This window comes from Streptomyces sp. NPDC018029 (assembly GCF_044327655.1).
Taxonomy (GTDB): Bacteria; Actinomycetota; Actinomycetes; order Streptomycetales; family Streptomycetaceae; genus Streptomyces.
The window spans coordinates 694555-712827 of sequence record NZ_JBIRFV010000002.1 but is presented as its reverse complement, the minus strand read 5'-3'; the positions used below and the strand labels follow the sequence as shown (position 1 = coordinate 712827).

The following is an 18273-nucleotide window of genomic DNA, read 5'->3' as shown; positions in this document are numbered from 1 at the left end:
CCATGCGCTTCCGGCACCCCGACGGCTCCACCATCCACCTCGCCTACTGCACGAACGTCCACCCCGCCGAGACTCTCGACGGCGTGCTCGCCCAGCTCCGTGACCACTGCGAGCCCGTGCGCAAACGGCTCGGCAGGGACCGCATCGGCATCGGTCTGTGGCTCGCCAAGGACGCCGCGCACGCCCTCGTCACCGACCCCGCCGCGCTGCGCGGCCTGCGCACCGAACTCGACCGGCGCGGCCTCGAAGTCGTCACGCTCAACGGCTTCCCCTATCAGGGCTTCGGCGCCGAACAGGTCAAGTACCGCGTGTACAAGCCGGACTGGACCGACCCGGAGCGCCTCACCCACACCACCGACCTGGCCCGGCTGCTCGCCGCCCTGCTCCCCGACGACGTCACCGAAGGCACCATCTCCACCCTGCCGCTCGCCTGGCGCACCCCCTTCGACGACCTCCGTGCCGAGGCCGCCCGCACGGCCCTCACCGCGCTCGCGCAACGCCTCGACGCCCTCGCCGAACTGACCGGCCGCTCCATCCGCATCGGCCTCGAACCAGAACCCGGCTGCACCGTCGAGACCACCGCCGACGCCATCGCCCCGCTCACCGCGGTCGGCCACGACCGCATCGGTGTCTGCGTCGACACCTGCCACCTCGCCACCTCCTTCGAGGACCCAGGTGACGCCCTCGACGCTCTCGCAGCCGCGGGCATCCCCGTCGTCAAGTCGCAGCTGTCCGCCGCGCTCCATGCCGAACACCCCCACCTCCCCGACGTACGCGAGGCACTCGCCGCCTTCGACGAACCCCGCTTCCTCCACCAGACCCGAACCCTGACCCGCACCGGCCTGCGCGGCACCGACGACCTCGGCGAAGCACTCACCACGGACGCCCTGCCCGACACGGCGCCCTGGCGCGCCCACTTCCACGTCCCCCTGCACGCCGCTCCCGTCCCACCGCTGACCTCCACGCTCCCCGTGCTCCAGGACGTCCTGACCCGGCTCGTCGGCGGCTCCGTCCCCCTCACCCGCCACCTCGAGGTCGAGACGTACACCTGGCAGGCCCTCCCGCCGGCACTGCGCCCGCGCGGCCGCCCGCAGCTCGCCGAGGGCATCGCCGCCGAACTCGCCCTCGCCCGCGATCTCCTGACTGACCTCGGCCTCAAGGAACTCCCATGACCCCGACCCCCTTGCTGGTTCTTGACGTCGTCGGCCTCACCCCGCGCCTCCTCGACCACATGCCCCGCCTCAAAACGCTCGGCCAGTCCGGGTCCCGAGCACCGCTCGGCACCGTCCTGCCCGCCGTCACCTGCGCCGCCCAGTCCACCTTCCTCACCGGCACCACCCCCGCCGAGCACGGCATCGTCGGCAACGGCTGGTACTTCCGGGAGCTCGGCGACGTACTCCTGTGGCGTCAGCACAACGGCCTCGTCGCCGGGGACAAACTGTGGGACGCCGCCCGCCGCGCTCACCCCGGCTACACCGTCGCCAACATCTGCTGGTGGTATGCCATGGGCGCCGACACCGACTTCACCGTCACCCCCCGGCCCGTGTACTACGCCGACGGCCGCAAAGAACCCGACTGCTACACCCGGCCCCCGGCCCTCCACGACGAACTCACCGAGAAGCTCGGCACGTTCCCCCTCTTCCACTTCTGGGGGCCCGGCGCGGACATCGTGTCCAGCCGCTGGATCGTGGATGCCACCCGGCACATCATCGACACCCGCCACCCCGACCTGGCCCTGTGCTACCTCCCTCACCTCGACTACGACCTGCAGCGCTTCGGCCCCGACGACCCGCGCTCCATCCAGGCGGCCGCCGACCTGGACGCGACCCTCGCCCCGCTCCTGGACGACGCGAAAGTGGAGGGCCGCACTGTCGTCGCGCTCTCCGAGTACGGCATCACCCGGGTGAGCCGGCCCGTCGACATCAACCGGACACTGCGCCGCGCGGGCCTGCTGGAGGTACACACCCAGGACGGCATGGAGTACCTCGACCCGATGGCGTCCCGAGCCTTCGCCGTCGCCGACCACCAGATCGCCCACGTCTACGTCCGCCGCCCGGAAGACCTCGACACCACGCGCGCCGCCCTCAAGGACGTCCCCGGCATCGACCAGCTCCTCGACGACGAGGGCAAGAAGGCACACCACCTGGACCATCCCCGCTCCGGTGAACTCGTCGCCGTCGCGGAGCCGGATGCCTGGTTCACGTACTACTACTGGCTCGACGACGCCCGCGCGCCCGACTTCGCGCAGCTCGTCGAGATCCATCGCAAACCCGGCTACGACCCCGTCGAGCTCTTCATGGACCCCGAGGACCCCTACGTCCGCGTCAAGGCCGCGGGCGCGCTGGCCCGCAAGAAGCTCGGCATGCGCTATCGCATGGCGGTCGTGCCCCTGGACCCGTCACCTATTCGCGGCAGCCATGGCCGCCTCCCCACGAGCGAGGACGAAAGTCCGCTCATTCTGTGCTCCACCCCCCGCGCTGTCAGCGGCCGCGTCGCGGCCACCGATGTGAAATCGCTCCTGCTCGACCTCGCGGGCCTGCGGTGACGACCGCTTGCCCGCGCCGCTGAATCTGCTTGATCTCCACTGAACCAGAAGGCTCGGGCCCTGCCATCAGGGTCCGACCCTCAGTGATCCCCGATCCGTTCTTCGAACCCATCCCTGACGCGACCCCGAGCCAGCCGAGGAGAACCGCATGATCCGCAAGCCATCCTCCACCGATCCCGAACTCGCCCGCAGACTCAGCCGACGCGGCATGCTCGGTGTGGCCGCCGGTGCGACCGCCGCGGCCCTCGTCGGCGCGGCCGCACCGACGGCCGCAGCGTCGACCGGCCCGACCGCTTCAAGCGGCTCGGCCGGCTCGACCGGCTCGACCGCGCCGGCCGGCGCGGGGAAGGGCCGCGGGCGTCCCGTCCTGCCGCCCGGCCGGCTCGGCATTCAGCTCTACAGCCTCCGCGACAAGGTCTCCACCCTCGGATTCGCCCCCGTCTTCGCGGAGTTGGAGAAGTACGGGTACGACGAGATCGAATTCGCCGGCTACACCCAGGGTTCGGCAGGCGCCATCACACTTGCCCAGCTGAAGGCGCTGGCGCGGGACCACGGTCTGCGTCCCATCGGCTCCCACGTCGGCTACTACGCCGACAACAACCCCAACGCGTACACGTTCGCGCAGAACCTCACCAAGGTCCTCGACGACGCCGAGGCCCTCGGCCTGAAGCACATCGGCACCGCGTCGGGACCCTTCCGCTACGGCACCACCGTCGACGCCTGGAAACGTGCGGCGGAGGACTTCAATACGTACGGCGAAGCGGCCCGCAAACGCGGCATGAAGTTCTACCAGCACAACCACGCCGAAGAGTTCTCCTTCGCCACCGACAAGCCGAAGGTCCGGCTCTACGACGTGCTGCTCGCCGAGACCGACCCCGACTTCGTGTACCTGGAGATGGACATCTACTGGGCCTACAGCGCCCAGTTCCGGTTCGGCAAGCGGCCCGACGGCACCCCCGCCCCCTTCGACCCGCTCGACTACGTACTCAAGCAGCCCCACCGATACCCGTTGTTCCACGTCAAGGACGGCATCCGCGACGAGACCACGCGCGACGGCTACCGCATGACGGACGTCGGCGACGGCGACATCGACTACAAGAAGTTCCTGTCCAAGGTGACCGCACGCACCCACCACGGCAAGCGCTACCACCACTGGCAGACCGAGCACGACAACCCGGCCGAGTCCTACGCCTTCGCGCGCAAGTCCAGCGAGCACCTGCACTCACTGCGCACCGGCCGCTGCGGCGACTGAGCGCACGCCTATATAGAGGGGGCCCTCTCGGCCGACGGAGGGAGGGCCCCCTCCATGCGTGGTCACGTCACGACATCTCCTCACCGAGGGGCCGTCGGGAAGCAGCTCCTGCACCTGGACGCCGTCGATACGGGCGCCGGGCGCGTACGCGCGGGCGTTCTCGACGACCTGGTGGAAGGCCGCCCGCACCTCGACGGCGCCCTCGACACCGACCACCACGCCACCCGCCTCCGTCTTGTGCAGGATGTCGGGGGGAGAGAGACGATCTTCAGGACGACGGGCCCGTCGAAGCGTGCGGCGTGCGCCACGGCCTCGTCGACGTCGGACGTGAACTCTTCGGCCGATACGGCGATTCCGTAGGCGTCCGCGATCACCTTGCTCTCGGGGGCGGTCAGCGACGTACGCCCTTCGGTGCGCACCGCGTCGAGCTGCTCGAGCGCCCACTCGGCGTCACCTTCGAGCCAGCCGGAGAGGTCCTGTCCGGTGAGCTTCCCGATGTCTGCGCGTGCGGCCCACTGGGTGAGCAGGAGCACGGCGATGCGCACCTCCGGCTCGGGGTGCGGGGGGTTGGCGGCGACATAGGCCAACACGGTCCCGGCGCTCACGGCCTGAGTGTGAGTACGCCACGGAAGGCGGCAGCTCCATCGCAAACGCCGACGCATGAGAGCCGCTCCTGACTCGCAATGTCCAGGTTCAGCAAGAGGGAGTTGCCCGGAGCGCGTGGCAGGGGTTCGGGTTCAGGCGTTGTAGCCGCCGTGGGCGTCCAGCACCGCGCCCGTGATGTATGACGCGGCGGGGCTCGCCAGGAAGGCGATCGCCGCGGCGATTTCGTCGGGGTGTCCCATGCGTTGCAGGGACAGCGAGCTGACCAGGGCCTTGAGGGTGTCGGGGTCCGGCGGTTGCATGCCGCCCTCCATCAGCCCGGCCTCCACGACGTTGGCTGTGATGTTCCGGGGCCCGAGGTCGCGTGCGACGCCCATGGTGTACCTCTCGATGCCTGACTTGGTCGCCGAGTAGTCGGCAAGGCCGGGGGCGCCGACCCGGGAGCCCAGTCCGGAACTCACCGTGATGATGCGGCCGCCCGTGCGCAGCACTCGGGAGGCGGCCCGGATGACGGCGATCACGCCGAGGTAGTTGGTGGCGTGCATCCGGTCCAGGGCGGCGGTGTCGGCGTCCGGGTCGTCCACCGTGCCAGCCACGGAGATCGCCGCGTTGTTGACCAGGATGTCCAGGCCGCCGAAGTGCGCGACCACGTCGTCGATCAGTGCCGGCGCCCGGCTCGTGTCCGCCTGGTCGGACTGGAAGGCGACGGCCTTGGCCCCCTTGCCGTGCACCTCGTCGACGACGGCCTGTGCCTGCTTCTCGGAGCTGACGTAGGTGAAGGCGACGTCGGCGCCCTGCTCGGCCAGCAGTCGTACGGTCGCGGCTCCCAGTCCCCGCGACCCCCCGGTGACCAGGGCGACCTTGCCCGTGAGTGGCTTGCTCATTCTTCTCACCTCGTTGATTGACTCTTCCCGGCAGTCGCAACGTTAATTGTTACGACCGCCTGTTGCAACCTTCGCTGTTACGACTGCGCTGTCGTAACATAAAGCGTTGCGGCCGAGAGGAGGGGCACATGAGTGCCAACAGCAGGCTGACCATCGCCGCCCACGCGCTGGCCTGGATCGGTCTCTATCAGCGCCAGGGCCATGAGGTCGCCACCTCCGAGCAGATCGCGACCAGCGCGAACACCAACCCCGTGGTGATCAGGCGGTTGCTCGGCGAGCTGCGCAGGGCCGGGCTCGTGGAGTCCCGGCGGGGCGTGGGCGCGGGCTGGTCGCTGGCACGCGAGCTGGAGTCGATGACCCTGCTCGACGTGTACGAGGCAGTGGAACCCGGCCCGCTGTTCGCGATGCACCGCACCACCCCGGACCAGGGATGCGTGGTGGGTCACGGCATTCAGCCGGCTATGCAGGGCATCTACGAGGGCATCGAGGAGACCCTGAGAGGCGAGCTGGCCCGCGTCACGCTTGAGGACGTCCTTCGGGACGTACTCGCGGCACCTCGCTAGCCTCCCCGTTACGCCCTCGTGCAACCTGATGGCCAGGGCTGGAGCGTCCCCGAGCCTGCGGGGGCGCGGCCGCCGTGCCCGGCAGCTGGCCGACCACCACGTTGACGCGCGCCCCGAGCAACGGCACTGGCGAGCACGCCAGCCCGCGCTGTAAGGGCTGCGGTCGCCGTGGTGGCGTGGGTGCCCTGAGTGGCTTCGCGCAGCGGGAGCACCCAGTACTCGACCCATTTTCGCGGAGGTGGTGGACGCCGACGTTCTCCTTGTTGCGATGGCCTTCTACACGCTGGATGAACGGCTTCAGCGGACTGCGGTCCGGGGACGACCAAGGGGTGCCTGCCCGGGCACCGTGAGCGGTGCTTCGGTGTCCCGAGCGGCCCCGTGGGGATGAGGTGGTCAGCAGTTGCGGACCGAGTACACCTGGTCCCAGTTGTACGCGTGTTGCCTGGCGTCCGGCGTGAACGAGTGCAGCACATTTCCGCTCTGGCCGTAGAAGTACGACCGTACGCCGCCGGTCTGGTTGTCGAAGTAGCCGCCGTTGCCCTGCCAGTAGAACACGTTGTACAGGTTGCACGCCGACAGGTTGAACTGGCGCCACTTATTGGTGACGGGGTTCCACACGGACGCGCAGAGAACACCCCGCGAACAGGGGGCGACCGAGCCCGGGCTGTATTCCACGTACCCGGCGGCCGGGGCGGTCGACGGGGCGGTGGCCCGTAAGGCGGGCCCCTGCGAGGCGGCGGGCGCGGCAGGAAGCCGGTGCCACTGGACCGCCGAGGTGTCCTTCGCCGGGGGCGTCGCCTGGGCGGTGCCCCCGGTGAGGACACCTCCGGCGATCAGCGCCGGCACCGCGATCACGGACAGCAGCAGTCGTTTGATACGCATCGGACGAATCTCCTCGGATCTCCGTGAGAGGACGGACTGTGCGCGACTATGCCGAGACGTCCGCCCGGGGCGCACCCCTTTCAACTCCCTCTGAAACACCATCCCCACGGCTCGCGGGCGGAGCGGCATGCCCTCGTGGGCAGAGCGAGAGCGGAACCCGCCCGCGGGCAAAGCGGTACGCGAACCAAGGTGATGAATCTCGCGCGGCAGGGAAGGAAGCGTGGCAAGGCCCCCTGCTCCGACTGACCATCGGGGCGACGGGGAAGGGCTTCAGGGGGAACGACATGCTGCGTATCCGCATGACCGCCGCCGACCTCGGACGCGTCCGGCTGGCCCGCGCACCCGCGCTGATGTGGGAGACCGCCCTCAGCGTGCACTGGCTGGAACGGCGCCCACAGGGGCTGGCGGGCGCGCAGTGGCTCGGTGCCGTGGCGGCCCGTCCCGCGCCTGGGACCGGACTCCTGCGGCACCTCATCCCACCGCGCGGCTACTTCCCGGACTTCCTCACTCCGTACGGCACTTCACCCGACTTCTCCGAGGCACTGGAACCGGTGCTGTGCACCTCGGCCATGCGCCTGCGCGAAGACCTTGCCCTCCTGCCCTTACGCACCCGCTCCGCCCCGTATGTCCGCGCCCTCACCACGGGCGACGCGACAGCCGTACGCCGCCTGGAACAGGCCCTGCGCCACCACCACGACATTGCCGTCGCCCCGTTCCGCGCGGCTGTTCACGAAAGCGTCGCCCGCGAACACGCCCGTGCGAGCGACCTGATGGTGAACGGCGGCACGGAAACCCTGCTGGCCGACCTCTCACCGCTGCTGCGCTGGCGCGCACCGACCCTGGACGTCACCTACCCGACGGACCGCGAACTGCGCCTGGAGGGCCGGGGTCTGCTCCTCGTACCGTCCTACTTCTGCCACGGCCTCCCGATCACCCTGGTATGCCAGGACACCACTCCAGTCCTGGTCTACCCGGTCGCCGTCCGCATCCCTGCGGCCACACCCGCCCACGACCGGTCGGACCACCTCACCGGACTTCTGGGCCACAGCCGCGCCGCCGTCCTCGAAGCCGCCGCGCAGGGCGGCAACACCAGCCAGCTCGCCGAGCTCGCCGACATCCTCGTCTCCTCCGCCAGCCAACACCTCACCGTCCTGCGCAGAGCGGGCCTCATCACCAGCCAGCGCCGGGCGAACGCGGTCGTCCACCGTGTCACCTCCCTCGGGGCCGACCTCCTGGCGGGCCGCCCGGCGCAGCAATCGGCCAGGGCTCAGCACTTGGCATAGATGAGTACGTGTCCCTGCTGCACATCCGCGCCAGTGCTCCGCCCTTCTGGCCGCGGGGGGGGGGGAGAGAGATCCGGTCCTGCCCGGTTCACCCAATGCCCTGCCGGTCCGGCCGCAGGGCGAACACACGGTCCGCCGCCTCCGGCACCGAGCGCTCCACGGCCTGGGCGAGGAGCTCCCGGTGCCGCAGCAGTGGTGCGCGCCGCTCCTCGGGGACGAGCAGCAGCAGATCGTCGAGCCCGGCCAGCATGCGCCGGGTCACCTGGGGGTTGCCGACCGCGTGGCCTCTGATCTCCGCGAACCCGAGGTCGACGAGGGCGGTCCAGTCCGGTACCGACTGGACGAGCCGCAGCGCCCCGCGCCGGTCGCGGTGCCCGAGTGCGCCGAGCGGGTGCGGGGCGATCGACGCGAGGAACTGCACGATGCGGTCCAGGGCCTGCACGGCGGTCGTCGGATCGTTCACCGCTGGCGACAGGGCCCGCAGTGCGATGTCGGACAGCTGCCGCAGACCGAACCCGAGATCCTGGTGGAAGGTCCGCTCCACCCCCACGGACACGGTGTAGGCGAGCGCCCGCCGCGAGGGCGCCGCGCCGCCGTGCACCGTGAACACGGGCGTCCCCGGCACCACGAAGTCCCCGATCCGAGGGATCAGCCGCAGCACGACCCCTTGTCGTCGGGCCGCCCGCACGGCCCGCGCGATGTTCACGTCCCGCAGCACGCCCGCCCTGCCGTGATGCGTGACCCGGGCGGTCTCGGGCCCGAGCCGCTTCGTGTCCACCGAAAGCTCCGTGGGCTGCTTCACGGCGACCCGGAACGACTCGCGGGCGATCCGGTCGATGACGAAACCGATGCGCATCATTCGTACCGTCCCGTTCACGTACGCCACGAAGAGCAGCAGGCTCAGCAGCACCATCATCATCGCCAGCACCGACTCCACCAGCGGCACGCTTGTCAGGAGGCGGGGGTCCCGCTCGCTGTCGAAGGAGGTGAGGGTCAGGAGGGAGAAGAGGAACGTCGCGAGGAACCCGGTCAGCGTGATCTTGGTGATGCGGGACCGGACGTACAGCCGCACCACCCGCGGGCTGAACTGCCCGCTGGCCATCTGCACGGCCACGAGCGAGATGCTGAAGACGACACCGATGAAGGTCATCATGGCGCTGCCGATGGTGCTGATCACCGCCTTGGCGTCGTCGGCGATCCCCATCAGCTCCTTGATCGCGTCGTAGTCACCCCCGTCCCGCAACGACGCGACGATCTCCATGTCCAGCTCCGCCGCGGCCCACCACAGGAGCATGGCCCCCACGAGCCCGGCGGTCGGCGCGAACCACATGGTGTCCCGCAGGTGCTCACGCAAGGGGGAGAGCATCCGGGGGCGGCGGGCCTGCACGTCGCCGAGCCTGCCAGTACCCCCGGTAATCGATCCGTCACTCATGGTGAGACTCTAGGTGGGGTGGTGCGCGTCACCGTGCATACCGCGGTCGGCGGACGGATACGCAGGTGAAAGGCACTCCGAAACCTTGGTATTGTTGTCCATGTCGCCGCGGGGAACACCCCAGGGCGGCAGACACCTGGTCCGGGTGGCGGAATGGCAGACGCGCTAGCTTGAGGTGCTAGTGCCCTTTATCGGGCGTGGGGGTTCAAGTCCCCCCTCGGACACAAATGGATCAATGGATCAATCGAATCCCCACGGTTCTTCGCGAACCGTGGGGATTCGTCGTTTCCGTGAGGTTCCGCGAGGGGGCGAGGCGGGTCGCTACGGATTGACGCAGGTGATCGAGCCGGTCGGCAGGTTGTTGCCGGTCGAGGTGGCGGTGAAGCCGAATGTGGTGGTGCCGTCCGGTGGGATGGTGCGGTTGTGGTCGACGTTCTTGACCGTGACCGTGCCGTCGGAGCCCGGGCTGAGCGTGCCGTTCCAGACCTGGTCGATCTTGGTGCCGGCGCCCGGCTGCCAGCGCACGGCCCATCCGTTGCGCGCGGTGGTGTTGTGGTTCATCACCTCGACGGAACCCTGGAAGCCGCCGTTCCAGGAGTTCGTCACCTTGTACAGGGCCATGCACCCGGTGTGCGGATCGCTCGGGGTCGGCGTCGGTGTGGGTGTCGGGGTGGGGGAGGGGCCTCCCGCGCCGTCGCGGATGCCGGTCACCTCGCCGTTGCCTCCGTCGAAGACGATGTCGGAGCAGGAGAAGAAGTTCTCCTGGCTGTCCGACCGCACCCACTGGATGAACATCATCGCGTCACCGGAGCGGCCCGAGGGCAGCTTCAGGTCCCAGTAATAGTGACCGGACTCGCTTCCCACGGAACCGGACTGCGGCGGGTCGGTGACGGTCTGGACGAGTTCCAGGTCGCCCCAGCCCAGCGGCTTCGTGGGCGAGTAGCCGGGCTTGGAGATGTACACACGGAAGTCGCCCGGGTGCGCCGCCCAGTTGCTGTGCTTGATCTTGATCGTCGCTCCGGAGGTGAGGTGCGTCCGGGGCCAGTCGGCGCGGGCGGCGTTGTAGCCGGTGAAGTTGTACGGGGAGCGGTCGCCGGCGCTGCACAGCTTGCCGTCCGGGACGTAGCCGGGACCGCGCCCGCCCGCGTTGGAGTCGAGCACGGCGAACCAGTTGTACAGCGCGTTCGCGCCGCTCTCCGCGAGCGCCGCCTTGCACGCCGGGTTCGTCGGGTCGAGCGCGCCGGTGCTGGTCTTGGCGTCCAGGTAGCAGAGGTACGTCCGCGATCCGGGCGTCATCGTCACGCCGTGCGCCTGCGCGCTGTTCTGGCCGACCAGGACCAGACCGAGCCCGCTGAGCAGGGTGGCCAGCACCGCGAGTAAGGACAGTGGTCGTCTCTTGCTTCGAGTCATCGTCCGTCTCCTAGGGGCCGTCGGTGGGTACGGCGGGGTGGGCGTTGCGTACGAGCATGGAGAACTGATCGTGGAACCAGTGCCCGGCCAGCGGCGCGTCGGGCATGGCGCCGGTCGGGTTGCCGCCCGCGCCGGGCGCTGTGTGGTCCGGGTCGCACATCGGGTCCGGGCGCTTGCCCTCGTCGTTCGGGATGTCCTTGCTCGCACCGTCCGATTCCCCCGGCGGCTTGACCCACAGGAACGCGTCGAGGTGCGAGTCCGGGGAGTCGGCGGGCACGGCCTGCGGGAGCCGGCCGAGCCCCGCGCCGTCGACGTTGCACCACAGGCCGCGGTGGGTGCGGCGGTCCACCTTGGACTGGCTGACGTAGGTGTCGAGTACGGTGCTGGTCCCCTCGGCGGTCGGGCGGGCGCTGCCGCCCCAGCCGTTGCGGGAGGTGTCGACGGCCATCCCGGTGGAAGCGGGCCAGCCCTTGGCGACCAGTGCGGTGTGCAGGGCCTTGGTGAAGTCCGACTCGTCGAAGTTCGGGTTCCACCCGTAGAACGTGCCCGACTTGATCATGTTGCCGCCGACCGTCTTGTCCGGGTCGGGGAGGAACGGCTCGGTGAGGGGCGTGTAGTTGGAGACGTTCGTGATCAGACCGTCCACGCTGCGCAGACCGGCCTTCGTGCCTTGGACGACGTCCGTGTACAGCTCGGCGGTCTGCGCGAGGTTGGTGTCCCAGCCGAGCCAGCCGGAGTGGCCGGCGTCCATGTACGTGTACACGTTCCGGATGGCGTGCAGCTTGTTCAGGGCGTACCGGGTGGCGGCCACTTGGATGCCGCTGCTCTTGGCCCGGGCGCACTCCGGGTCGGAGAGGTTGGTGACCAGGTTCGGCAGGCCGTCCGGCTCGATGACCGTGGTGATGCGAATGTCCCGGTACTTGGGTCTGGCGAAGACCTTGGCGATCTCGTCTATGTACTCGGCCTTGTAGCGCGCCAAACCCTTGTAGGTGAGCGGGAGTTCGCCGTTGGAGGCGAGGGCGGCGCAGTCGCGGCCCGGCAGGTCGTACACCACGAACGAGGCGACGAGCGGCCGGCCCGGCTTCTTCTGCGCGAGCGCCAGGTCGAGGTGGTCGGCGAGGCTCTTGCGGCCTCCGTTGGCGTCGCTTCCGTGAATGGCGGCGATCCGGTCCAGCCAGACGGCCGTCGGAGCGTTCTTGACCTGCTCCATCTTGGACTTGAGCGCCGCGTCGGTGGTCTTGCCGATGGACCCTTCGACGAGGCGGGCATAGTCCGGGTTGACGTAGAACGACGCGTCGGCGAACGGGTTGTCGACGTGCGGCTCCGCCGCCGACGCCGGGGGCGCGGCCACCTGGACCGCTGCTCCCAGCAGCAGGGTGCTCAAGGCGGCGGCCAGGGCAGCTGATGGCTTGCGGTGGGGCCTGCGGGGCCGGGTGATCGTGCGTCTGGTCGGGTCGGGCATGTGCGCTCCTGGATGGGGGTGGGGTGTGGGTGGAGGGGCAACTCCTCTTCGGCGCCGGGGGCAGCGGAGTCACCGGGTCCGCGCGGGGTCAGCCGCCGATGTTCACGGCGGAGGAGAAGGAGTTCACCGACAGCCCGGCGCCGTTCTGCCACGGCTCGAAGCCGGCCTGCACGCTTGTCAGGTACCAGTTGCGCTGCGCCATGCCTCGGGCGACGGCCTGGTCGACGAAGTCCATGACGTCGAAGTTCCAGCTCGTGATCGTCGACGGGGCGACGAAAGAGATCACGTCGTTGGTGCCGTTGCTGCCGGTCCAGACCTCCCAGGTGCGCCCGCCGACAGAGGCGGTGCCGACCCGGGAGCCGATGGGCTGGATCGGGCCGACCCGGTTGAACCAGATCATGATCTCGGTCCGGTTGACGCCGTCGGTGCGAGGCGTCGGGTCCAGCCAGATGTCGTACGAGGCGTTGAACACGGCGCCCGACACATAGCCGTACGAGATGCTGCTGGGCGCGCTGGAGACCGTGCTGAGCTGCGCGGGGAGCCTGGTCCCCGGCGAACAGACGGTGTAGTGGCAGCCGTTGAAGATCGACGGGTACGACTTGGGGGCGCCGTTGGTCGGCACCGAACCGTCGGCCCGGGCGATCCGGAAGCCGGTGCCGGTGGCGGTGACGCACTGGGTGGCGCTGGTGCCCCAGCGGTTGTTCTGGACGACGTAGCGTCCCTGGATCACGGTGGTTCCGAAGGGTTCGCAGATCGTGGTGTCGGCCTGGGCCGGGGTGCCGGCCACGAGGAGCGCCGCCACCGTGGTGAGAGCGGTGAACAACGCGCCCGACAGGGTGCGGACGGTGCGGAGGCGATGCGGTGATGAGCGCATGAGGGAGCCTCTTTCCGAGGGGGCATCTTTCCGACTGCGGGAGCGTTTCCGTCTTCCTGGAGGTGGGAGCGCTCCCACCCGCTCACAGCCGGACTGTAAGAGTCCGGCGAGGCCATGACAACCCTGTAGGCGCCGATCCGTCGAACGAAATCCGTATCCCCGTACAGGCACCCAGGCGCCCAGGCACCCGGCGAAAAACGTAACCCTGCCCGCAGCGAGCGAAAGTGGCCATCCGGCGGGCAGGCCCGGCCGTCGCCCTCCCGGCGGGGCTGCGGGAGGACTTCGCGAGCGCGATCCGACACCCTGGGCCGATGGCCGACCGACCTGAGTGAGCAGGTGCGACGTCACAGAGCGCGCCGGGTGCCCGGACGCGCCGACCGGTTCTCGCGGCATGCGCCGGCGCGGAGCGCACTCCCGCACGCCCCGGGGGATGGTGCCGCACGCGGAACCGGCGCCCATCAACCGGTGCGAACACTGTGCCGCGCGGTGCGGGGCGGGTCACGCGACAGCCGGCGAACCGGCCCCTGACCCCGGCTCTTGCAGCGCGCACGCCGCGTGCCGTACGCCCGGCGTTCGGGCGGAACGACCGCCGCCGGACGAGCCACCGGGCTGCCCCCCGGCTCCCTCTGCTAGCCGCGTCAACTACCGCGCGCATGTGGCGCATTCGCCTGTTGCTGCCCTGTTATCTCGCCCGCAGATTGTTTTGCGGGAGCGCTCCCACGCGTCGCACCCCACGTCACCCCCCACGTCTCATCCGACGCACCCCCACAGGAAGCAGGAGCCCGATGGATCGTCATTTTCATCTCCCCGGTACGAGACGCGGCCTGACGCTCGCCTTCAGCGCGCTGGTCGCGTCGCTGCTCAGCCTGGTCCCCTGGAGCGGGACCGCGGTGGCACATGGTTCGGTCGTCGACCCGGCGACGCGCAACTACGGCTGCTGGCAACGCTGGGGCAGCGATCACCTCAATCCGGCGATGGCCCAGCAGGACCCCATGTGCTGGCAGGCGTGGCGGGCCGACCCCAACGCCATGTGGAACTGGAACGGCCTGTACCGCAACGGCTCCGGCGGCAACTTCCGGGCGGTTGTCCCGGACGGCCAGCTGTGCAGCGGCGGCCGGACCGAGGGCGGACGCTACAACGCGCTGGACACCCCCGGCGCGTGGCGGACCACCGCCCTCGCCGACGACTTCACCGTCAAGCTGTACGACCAGGCCAGCCACGGCGCGGACTACTTCGAGGTCTACGTCAGCAGGCAGGGCTACGACCCCGTCACCCAGCCCCTGCGCTGGAGCGACCTCGAACTGGTCGCCCGCACCGGCAAGTACGGGCCGAGCCAGAACTACTCGATCCCCGTGAGCACTTCCGGCTACAGCGGCCGCCACGTGGTGTACACGATCTGGTAGGCGTCGCACATGGACCAGACGTACTTCCTGTGCAGTGACGTCGACTTCGGCTGACGCACCGGCCGAGTACCGTCCCGCCGGGCAGCGCCACGCCCGGCGGGAAGCGTCCGGCTCGGCCGGCTGCCCCTCTCCCTCCCCCCCCGGGTGCACCACCCGCCCTGCGCCCCGCCCCCTGGAGCCGACATGCCCCGAAGCCGCCGGACCGGCCCCGCCCACCCCACCTGCCCCGCCCGCCCCGTCCCCCTCTTCTTCCCCCTCCCCTTTCCCCTCTGCCTTCCCCTCGTCCTCCTCGCCCTCCTCCTGAGCACCCTCGTCACCCCGCCGTCCGCCGCCGCGATCCCGCGCGCCACGGCGTCCGGCGCGCCTTCGACCGGAAAGGCTCCGGACGTCCCCCTGACCTCGCTGCACGCCACCACCACGCAGGTCGCCTCCGGACTGAGACGGCCCACCGCCCTCGCGGCCCCCGACGACGGCACCGGCCGGCTCTTCGTCACCGAGAAGTCCGGCACCGTCCGCGTCTACCACCCCGACACCGGCCTGGCCCCCACCCCCCTCCTCGACATCAAGTCCTCCGTGGACGAGTCGGGCAACGAACGCGGCCTGCTGGGCATCGCCGTCCCGCCCGACTTCGCCACCAGCCGGCAGCTGTACCTCGCGTACACGGCCCTGCCCGACGGCGCGGTCACCCTCGCCCGCTACCGGCTCGACGGCGCCCGGCTGGAGCCCCTGCTCTCCCAGAAGCACGCCGAGTACAGCAACCACAACGGCGGCCAGCTCGCCTTCGGCCCCGACGGACACCTCTACTGGAGCATCGGCGACGGCGGCGGTTCGGCGGACCCCCTGCGCGCAGGGCAGCGGCTGGACACGCTGCTCGGCAAGATCCTGCGCGTCGACGTGAACCGCACGTGCGGAGAGCGCGCCTACTGCGTCCCCGACGGCAACCCCTTCGTCGATGTCCCCGGCGCCCGCCCGGAGATCTGGCTCTACGGGCTGCGAAACCCGTGGCGGTTCTCCTTCGACCGGGCCGACGGCTCACTGTGGGTCGGCGACGTTGGCCAGGGCCGCTGGGAAGAGATCGACCACATCGCCCCGGGCCGCGGCGGGCTCAACCTCGGCTGGTCCTGCTACGAGGGGCTGGAACGGTTCAAGGGCGGCGACTGCACACCGGGTGAGCGGTACACCGAGCCGGTGTTCACGTACTCGCCGTACACGGGCGGGTGTTCGGTCATCGGCGGCCACGTCTACCGCGGCAAGAAGTACGCCGACCTGGCCGACGGCACGTATCTCGCCACCGACTACTGCTCCTCGACCGTCTGGGCGCTGCGCCCCGACGGCAGCGGCGGCTACGAGCAGGCGGAGATCGGCGAGCTGCCCACCCAGGTGACATCGATCGGCGCGACCGTCGACGGGGAGCTCTACATGGTCAACGACCTGCCCGGCGGCCTGCACCGCCTCTCGCTCGCACGGGAGGAACCCACCTGCCGCGTGGACCGGACCGTGCAGAGCTGGGGGACGGGCACGAAGGTCGACCTCACCATCACCAACACGGGCACCACCCCTGTGAACGGCTGGCGGCTGGAGTTCCCCCTCGCCCTCGGCCAGAACGTCGTCTCCGACTGGGGCACCGACCTGACCCAAGGAAGCAACACCGTCACGGCCGCCAACGCCCCGTACAACGCCGACATCCCACCGGGCGGGCGCGTCACTCTCGGCTATCTCGCCGACCACACCGGAGACAGCTCACCACCGCCGCGCTTCCTGCTCAACGGGGACGCCTGCGCCATCGGGCGGTGACCTTCAGTCGCAGCTCGCAGCTCGCAGCTCGCAGCTCACGGCCGATCGGCGTTCTCCGCCCACAGCGACCGCACGTGGCCGAGATGCCGGGCCATGCACTTCTCCGCGGCCTCGGCGTCACCCGACAGCATCAGGTCGAGGAGTTCGATGTGCTCCTCGGCCGACGGGGTCAGCTGGTCGCGTTCGTCGAGGGTCGTCAGGCCGTAGAGGCGGGAGCGCTTGCGGAGGTCGCCGACCGTTTCGACCAGCCGGTCGTTGCCCGAGAGGGCGAGGAGCGAGAGGTGGAAGCGGCGGTCGGCCTCCAGATAGCCGATGAGGTCGTGGTCGCGGGCGGCCCGCACGATCTCCTCGGCGACCGGGCGCAGCACCTCCAGGTCCTCGCGGGCCGCGGTGCGGGTGATCCGGCCGATCATGGGGACCTCGATCAGACCGCGGATCTCCGTGTACTGGTCGAGGTCGCGCTCATTGACCTCGGTGACCCGGAAGCCCTTGTTGCGGACCGGCTCGACCAGGCCCTCCCTGGCCAGGTCGAGCATCGCCTCGCGCACCGGCGTCGCCGAGATGCCGAAGTCCTCGGCGAGGCCGGGCGCGGAGTAGATCTCGCCGGGGCGCAGTTCGCCGGAGATCAGGGCGGCGCGCAGGGCGTGGCCGACCTGGTCGCGCAGCCGCTCCCTGGTGGTGATGAGGTTCTTCTGCTTCAGGTGCCCCATGGTGTTCCCTCCGGTGGTCCCGCGCCCGCGCGGATCACCAAAGTACAATGTCACGTGGCAAGTTGGGGCCCGGTAGGTGCCGGGGAGGGCTCAGGCAGGCGGGGCTCAGGCGGAGCTCAGAGCAGGAAGCCCGCCGGGAAAGGGTCGTCCGGGTCGAGGAAGTACTGGGCGGTGCCGGTGATCCAGGCCCGTCCGGTGATCCGGGGGACGACCGCGGGCAGGCCCGCCACCTCCGTCTCCGCCACCAGCCGCCCGGTGAACTCCGTGCCGATGAAGGACTCGTTGACGAAGTCGCGGTCCAGCGGCAGCTCGCCGCGGGCGTGCAGTTGTGCCATGCGCGCGGACGTGCCCGTCCCGCACGGCGAGCGGTCGAACCAGCCCGGGTGGATCGCCATGGCATGCCGCGAGCGGCGCGAGTCCGAGCCGGGCGCGGCCAGGTAGACGTGCTTCACCCCGGCGATCTCCGGTTGCTCGGGGTGGGCCGGGCGGTCCGGCGACGCGTTGATCGCGTCCATGACGGCGAGGCCCGCCGCCAGCAGGTCGTCCTTGCGCGAGCGGTCGAACGGCAGGCCCAGCGCATCGAGGTGGACGAACGCGTAGAAGTTGCCGCCGTAGGCCATGTCGTACGTCACCGTGCCGTGCCCCGGCACCTCGACCTTGCGGTCCAGGGCGACACAGAACGCCGGAACGTTGGTGAGCGTCGCCGACGTGGCCGCGCCGTCGCTCACCCGTACGTCCACGGAGACGAGGCCCGCCGGGGTGTCGAGGCGCACCGTCGTGACCGGCTCGGTGACCCGGACCATGCCGGTCTCCACCAGGACCGTGGCCACGCCGATGGTGCCGTGGCCGCACATGGGGAGGAGTCCGGACACCTCGACGTAGAGGACTCCGTAGTCGGCGTCCGGGCGGGTCGGGGGCTGGAGGATCGCGCCGCTCATCGCGGAGTGGCCGCGCGGCTCGTACATCAGGAGGGTGCGGAGGTGGTCCAGGTGCTCGATGAAGTGGAGCCTTCGGTCGGCCATGGTGGCGCCGGGGAGCACTCCCACGCCGCCGGTGATGACGCGCGTGGGCATCCCTTCGGTGTGCGAGTCGACGGCGTGGAAGACGTGACGGGTGCGCATGGGTCCCTTCCGGTTCTCATGGCGGAGCGGGTGCGGACGGGGGGAGGGGAAGGGG

14 protein-coding genes, 1 tRNA gene and 2 pseudogenes are annotated in these 18273 nt (G+C 70.2%); 8 read left to right on the top strand and 9 right to left on the bottom strand.

Features of this window, described 5'->3' with window-relative positions; genetic code table 11:
- Positions 1-2: 2 nt before the first annotated feature.
- The 3 genes from eboE to ACH4D5_RS07305 all read left to right on the top strand — a co-directional run bounded on the left by eboE (position 3) and on the right by ACH4D5_RS07305 (position 3797).
- On the top strand, positions 3-1172 hold the full coding sequence (gene eboE / locus ACH4D5_RS07315) for a metabolite traffic protein EboE (RefSeq protein ID WP_398299514.1): 1170 nt from the start codon (positions 3-5) through the stop codon (positions 1170-1172).
- The gene (locus ACH4D5_RS07310) at positions 1169-2545 is read left to right on the top strand and encodes a nucleotide pyrophosphatase/phosphodiesterase family protein (protein WP_398299513.1); all 1377 of its coding nucleotides are present in this window, start codon (positions 1169-1171) and stop codon (positions 2543-2545) included. Before eboE ends, ACH4D5_RS07310 begins: the two co-directional genes overlap by 4 nt.
- Before the next feature lie 148 nt (positions 2546-2693).
- A complete protein-coding gene (locus ACH4D5_RS07305; protein ID WP_398299511.1) occupies positions 2694-3797 on the top strand; it encodes a sugar phosphate isomerase/epimerase family protein in 1104 nt (367 codons plus the stop codon).
- An 81-nt stretch (positions 3798-3878) separates the two neighbouring features.
- Here ACH4D5_RS07305 and ACH4D5_RS07300 read toward each other — a convergent pair.
- Together ACH4D5_RS07300 and ACH4D5_RS07295 are read right to left on the bottom strand one after the other, a co-directional pair.
- Positions 3879-4216, bottom strand: a pseudogene (locus ACH4D5_RS07300) (acetate--CoA ligase family protein); the annotation flags it as partial.
- A 318-nt stretch (positions 4217-4534) separates the two neighbouring features.
- Positions 4535-5284 (bottom strand): SDR family NAD(P)-dependent oxidoreductase, encoded by a 750-nt coding sequence (locus tag ACH4D5_RS07295; protein ID WP_398299509.1) that lies wholly within the window; start codon positions 5282-5284, stop codon positions 4535-4537.
- A gap of 128 nt (positions 5285-5412) precedes the next feature.
- Here ACH4D5_RS07295 and ACH4D5_RS07290 point away from each other — a divergent pair, with 128 nt between their 5' ends.
- Positions 5413-5847, top strand: coding sequence for an Rrf2 family transcriptional regulator (locus tag ACH4D5_RS07290; RefSeq protein ID WP_398299507.1), 435 nt, complete (start codon positions 5413-5415; stop codon positions 5845-5847).
- A 393-nt stretch (positions 5848-6240) separates the two neighbouring features.
- On the opposite strand, the gene ACH4D5_RS07285 is transcribed toward ACH4D5_RS07290, so the two are convergent.
- Positions 6241-6729, bottom strand: coding sequence for a hypothetical protein (locus tag ACH4D5_RS07285; RefSeq protein ID WP_398299505.1), 489 nt, complete (start codon positions 6727-6729; stop codon positions 6241-6243).
- Between the two features lie 284 nt (positions 6730-7013).
- Here ACH4D5_RS07285 and ACH4D5_RS07280 point away from each other — a divergent pair, with 284 nt between their 5' ends.
- The gene (locus ACH4D5_RS07280; RefSeq protein WP_398299503.1) at positions 7014-8012 is read left to right on the top strand and encodes an ArsR/SmtB family transcription factor; all 999 of its coding nucleotides are present in this window, start codon (positions 7014-7016) and stop codon (positions 8010-8012) included.
- 88 nt (positions 8013-8100) lie between these two features.
- Here ACH4D5_RS07280 and ACH4D5_RS07275 read toward each other — a convergent pair whose 3' ends face one another.
- Positions 8101-9444 carry a DUF2254 domain-containing protein gene (locus tag ACH4D5_RS07275; protein WP_398299501.1) on the bottom strand — a complete coding sequence of 448 codons (1344 nt, stop codon included), beginning with the start codon at positions 9442-9444 and terminating at the stop codon, positions 8101-8103.
- 139 nt (positions 9445-9583) lie between these two features.
- Here ACH4D5_RS07275 and ACH4D5_RS07270 point away from each other — a divergent pair.
- Positions 9584-9668, top strand: a tRNA-Leu gene (locus tag ACH4D5_RS07270).
- A gap of 97 nt (positions 9669-9765) precedes the next feature.
- On the opposite strand, the gene ACH4D5_RS07265 is transcribed toward ACH4D5_RS07270, so the two are convergent.
- From ACH4D5_RS07265 to ACH4D5_RS07255, 3 genes and pseudogenes are all read right to left on the bottom strand, one after another.
- Positions 9766-10854, bottom strand: coding sequence for a lytic polysaccharide monooxygenase (locus ACH4D5_RS07265; protein WP_398299499.1), 1089 nt, complete (start codon positions 10852-10854; stop codon positions 9766-9768).
- 10 nt (positions 10855-10864) lie between these two features.
- Complete coding sequence (locus ACH4D5_RS07260) at positions 10865-12316, bottom strand: glycoside hydrolase family 6 protein (protein ID WP_398299497.1); 1452 nt, start codon at positions 12314-12316, stop codon at positions 10865-10867.
- Between the two features lie 59 nt (positions 12317-12375).
- Positions 12376-13190: pseudogene (locus ACH4D5_RS07255) on the bottom strand (glycosyl hydrolase family 5); the annotation flags it as partial.
- Positions 13191-13975: 785 nt separating this feature from the next.
- Between ACH4D5_RS07255 and ACH4D5_RS07250 the strand changes: the two are divergent.
- Both ACH4D5_RS07250 and ACH4D5_RS07245 read left to right on the top strand, forming a co-directional pair.
- Positions 13976-14593: a lytic polysaccharide monooxygenase gene (locus tag ACH4D5_RS07250; protein WP_398299495.1), complete on the top strand. Its 618-nt coding sequence runs from the start codon at positions 13976-13978 to the stop codon at positions 14591-14593.
- A gap of 183 nt (positions 14594-14776) precedes the next feature.
- Complete coding sequence (locus ACH4D5_RS07245) at positions 14777-16387, top strand: PQQ-dependent sugar dehydrogenase (RefSeq protein WP_398299493.1); 1611 nt, start codon at positions 14777-14779, stop codon at positions 16385-16387.
- A 35-nt stretch (positions 16388-16422) separates the two neighbouring features.
- Here the strand turns inward: ACH4D5_RS07245 and ACH4D5_RS07240 are convergent, their stop codons facing one another.
- Positions 16423-17097, bottom strand: coding sequence for a GntR family transcriptional regulator (locus tag ACH4D5_RS07240; protein WP_398299491.1), 675 nt, complete (start codon positions 17095-17097; stop codon positions 16423-16425).
- Between the two features lie 116 nt (positions 17098-17213).
- Positions 17214-18218, bottom strand: coding sequence for a proline racemase family protein (locus tag ACH4D5_RS07235; protein ID WP_398299489.1), 1005 nt, complete (start codon positions 18216-18218; stop codon positions 17214-17216).
- Between the last annotated feature and the right edge of the window lie 55 nt (positions 18219-18273).

Excerpts from the sequence above, each read along its gene's own strand:
- eboE (WP_398299514.1), top strand. The coding sequence starts at position 3 with ATGCGCTTCCGGCACCCCGACGGCTCCACCATCCACCTCGCCTACTGC.
- ACH4D5_RS07310 (WP_398299513.1), top strand. The coding sequence starts at position 1,169 with ATGACCCCGACCCCCTTGCTGGTTCTTGACGTCGTCGGCCTCACCCCG.
- ACH4D5_RS07305 (WP_398299511.1), top strand. The coding sequence starts at position 2,694 with ATGATCCGCAAGCCATCCTCCACCGATCCCGAACTCGCCCGCAGACTC.
- ACH4D5_RS07295 (WP_398299509.1), bottom strand. The coding sequence starts at position 5,284 with ATGAGCAAGCCACTCACGGGCAAGGTCGCCCTGGTCACCGGGGGGTCG.
- ACH4D5_RS07290 (WP_398299507.1), top strand. The coding sequence starts at position 5,413 with ATGAGTGCCAACAGCAGGCTGACCATCGCCGCCCACGCGCTGGCCTGG.
- ACH4D5_RS07285 (WP_398299505.1), bottom strand. The coding sequence starts at position 6,729 with ATGCGTATCAAACGACTGCTGCTGTCCGTGATCGCGGTGCCGGCGCTG.
- ACH4D5_RS07280 (WP_398299503.1), top strand. The coding sequence starts at position 7,014 with ATGCTGCGTATCCGCATGACCGCCGCCGACCTCGGACGCGTCCGGCTG.
- ACH4D5_RS07275 (WP_398299501.1), bottom strand. The coding sequence starts at position 9,444 with ATGAGTGACGGATCGATTACCGGGGGTACTGGCAGGCTCGGCGACGTG.
- ACH4D5_RS07265 (WP_398299499.1), bottom strand. The coding sequence starts at position 10,854 with ATGACTCGAAGCAAGAGACGACCACTGTCCTTACTCGCGGTGCTGGCC.
- ACH4D5_RS07260 (WP_398299497.1), bottom strand. The coding sequence starts at position 12,316 with ATGCCCGACCCGACCAGACGCACGATCACCCGGCCCCGCAGGCCCCAC.
- ACH4D5_RS07250 (WP_398299495.1), top strand. The coding sequence starts at position 13,976 with ATGGATCGTCATTTTCATCTCCCCGGTACGAGACGCGGCCTGACGCTC.
- ACH4D5_RS07245 (WP_398299493.1), top strand. The coding sequence starts at position 14,777 with ATGCCCCGAAGCCGCCGGACCGGCCCCGCCCACCCCACCTGCCCCGCC.
- ACH4D5_RS07240 (WP_398299491.1), bottom strand. The coding sequence starts at position 17,097 with ATGGGGCACCTGAAGCAGAAGAACCTCATCACCACCAGGGAGCGGCTG.
- ACH4D5_RS07235 (WP_398299489.1), bottom strand. The coding sequence starts at position 18,218 with ATGCGCACCCGTCACGTCTTCCACGCCGTCGACTCGCACACCGAAGGG.